Source organism: Spongiactinospora gelatinilytica, from assembly GCF_003236385.1.
Lineage (GTDB): Bacteria > Actinomycetota > Actinomycetes > Streptosporangiales > Streptosporangiaceae > Spongiactinospora > Spongiactinospora gelatinilytica.
This window is the reverse complement of the sequence record NZ_POUA01000604.1, coordinates 1-2747: the sequence shown is the minus strand read 5'-3', so window position 1 is coordinate 2747 and position 2747 is coordinate 1. Positions and strand designations below refer to the sequence as shown.

Here is a 2747-nt window from a genome sequence, read left to right as displayed (position 1 = left end):
GGCCTGTGAGCGGGCGCTGGGGCGGGGTGATCGGGTGGGGTGGCCGACGGCGGTTGGTGGTCGCCGCCGCCGCCGGGGCCGCGGCGGACCTGGCCGGGCTCGGCCTGATCGCGTCGGCGGCATGGCTGATCACCAGGGCCGCGCAGCAGCCCTCGCTGGCCGCGCTGAGCGTGGCGATCGTGGCCGTCCGGGCGTTCGCCACCACCCGTGGCGTCTTCCGGTACGCCGAGCGCCTGTCCGGGCATGACGTCGCGCTGCGGGCCCAGGCCACGACCAGGGAACGGCTGTACGACGCGCTGGTCCCGGCCCGCCCGCTCGCGCACGGCGGCGCCGACCTGCTCAGCCGCATGGTGGACGACACCGACGCGGTCCAGGACCTGCTGGTGCGCTGCCTGCTCCCGGCGATCGCCGCGCTGATCACCGGCGCGGCGGCCGTCGTGCTGGCGGGGTTCCTGCTGCCCGCGGCGGCCCTGATCCTGCTCGCCGGGCTGCTCGTCGCCGGGGTACTGCTGCCCGCCGGCACGGCGGCCGCGGCCCGGCGCTGGTCGGCCGCGATCGCCCCGGCCCGCGCCGAGCTGGCCGCCCGGGTGGCCGACCTGGTCCACGGCGCCGCCGACCTCGCCGCCTACGGCGCGAACGGCAGGGCCCTGGCCGCCACGGACGCCGCCGACGGCCGGCTGGCCGCCCTGGAGCGGCGGCAGTCCAGGACGAACGCCGCGGCGCTGGCCGCGGGCGTGCTGACCCAGGGCCTCACCGTGGCGGGCGTGGTGCTCGCCGCGCAGGCCGCGGGCGCCGGGCAGGTGGCCACCGCGGTACTCGCGCTCAGCGCGCTGGTCGCCTTCGAGCCGGTGCTGCCGCTCACGGCGGCCGGGGAACGGCTGGCCGGGATCACCGCCGCGCTGCGCCGGCTGCGCGAGGTGCGGGCCACCCCGCCCGCCGTGGCCGAGCCCGCCGCGCCCGCCGAGCCGCCCGCCGGTCCGCTCACCGTCGAGGTCCGCGACCTGGTGGTACGGCACGGCGAGGGCCGCGTCCCCGCGCTCGACGGCGTCGGCCTCACCCTCACCCCGGGCAAGCGGACCGCCCTGGTCGGCCCGAGCGGCGCGGGCAAGAGCACGCTGCTGGCCGTGCTGATGCGCCTTGTGGACCCGGAGTCGGGCGGTATCCGGCTCACCGGCCCGGGCGGCTCGGCCGACATCCGCGACCTGACCCCCGAGGCGGTACGCGAGCGGATCACCGGCCTGACCCAGGACCCCTACATCTTCCAGGCGACCCTGCGCGACAACCTCCGGCTGGCCGGGCCGGACGCGGACGACGAGGAACTGCAATCGGCCGTACGCCGGGCGAGGCTGGACCGCTGGGTCGAGCGGACCGGCTGGGACGCCCGGCTCGGCGAGGACGCCCGCACCGTCTCCGGCGGCCAGCTCCAGCGCCTGGCGCTGGCCCGCGCCCTGCTGTACGACCCGGAGATCCTGCTGCTCGACGAGCCCGCCGAAGCCCTTGACGAGACGACCGCCGACGCGCTGATGAGCGACCTGCTGGACGCCACGCACGGCCGTACCACCCTGCTCGTCACCCACCGGCTGCGCGTCCTGGACCTCCTGCACGACGGGGTCCCGGCCATCGGCCACGCCCGTCGCAGGCTCCAGGGACGGCGACGCCCCCGGCCTGATGGCCGGGGGCGCCGCGCTTTCGGCGAATGGGGATCCGCGTCTACTCGGTCTTCTCCGCGAGGGTGACCTTGGCGGTGTGGGTCTGGCCGTCGCGGACGTAGGTGATGGTGATCTGCTGGCCGGGGCCGAATCCGCGGATCATGCCGACCAGGGTGTCGGAGGCGTCGATCGGCCGGTCGTCGATCTTGGTGATCAGGTCGCCCTGCCGCAGGCCCGCCTTGGCGGCGGCGCTGCCCTCGGCCACCGAGCCGACCAGCGCCCCGGCCGTGCCGCCAGTGGAGTCCTGGACGGTCACGCCGAGCTGGGCGTGCCGTACGTCGCCGTTCTTGATGAGCTGGTCGGCGACCTTCTTGGCGGTGTTGATCGGGATCGCGAAACCCACGCCGATGTTGCCCTCGCTGCCCGCCGTGGCGATCGCGGTGTTGATGCCCACGACCTGCCCGCTCGCGTTGACCAGCGCGCCGCCGGAGTTGCCGTGGTTGATCGCGGCGTCGGTCTGGATCGCGCCGCCGATGGTCGTCGGCTCGCTCGGCTGCTCCTGCCGCCGCTCGCGTCCCCAGCCGGGCGGGAACTGCTGCCCGGGCGGCTCCTCGCCGCCGACGTTGACCGTGCGGTTCAGCGCGCTGACGATGCCCGCGGTCACCGATCCGGCCAGCCCCAGCGGGCTGCCGATGGCCAGTACCGAGTCACCGACCTTGAGCCGGTCGCTGTCGCCCAGCGACGCCGCGGTCAGCCCGGACACGCCGCTCGCCTGGAGCACGGCGAGGTCGGTGGCCGGGTCGGTGCCCTTGACCGTCGCCTTGGCGGTCCGGCCGTCGTTGAACCTGACGGTGATCTCGGCACCGCCGCTCGCCAGCGCGGCGACGTGGTTGTTGGTGAGGATCAGGCCGTCCGCGCTGAGGACCACGCCGGAGCCGCCGCCGTTCCCGGCCTGGATGGACACCACCGAGGGCTGCACGGCCTGCGCCACGCTGGCCACGGTCCCCGCGCCGGAGTCGGCGACCGGGCTGAGCACCGGGCTGCTCGCCACGGTGCGATCACCGCCGAAGGCGCTGGCCGCGAAAGCCCCCGTGACCC

General features: G+C 76.2%; 2 protein-coding genes. One reads left to right on the top strand and one right to left on the bottom strand.

Annotated features, from left to right (window positions below; translation table 11 throughout):
- Positions 1 to 5: 5 nt before the first annotated feature.
- Positions 6 to 1736 (top strand): thiol reductant ABC exporter subunit CydC, encoded by a 1731-nt coding sequence (gene cydC, locus C1I98_RS37560; protein WP_233508526.1) that lies wholly within the window; start codon positions 6 to 8, stop codon positions 1734 to 1736.
- Here cydC and C1I98_RS37555 read toward each other — a convergent pair.
- A partial coding sequence (locus tag C1I98_RS37555) for a S1C family serine protease (protein ID WP_111172006.1) occupies positions 1711 to 2747 on the bottom strand: 1037 nt, incomplete at its 5' end. The two genes, cydC and C1I98_RS37555, sit on opposite strands and share 26 nt — an antisense overlap.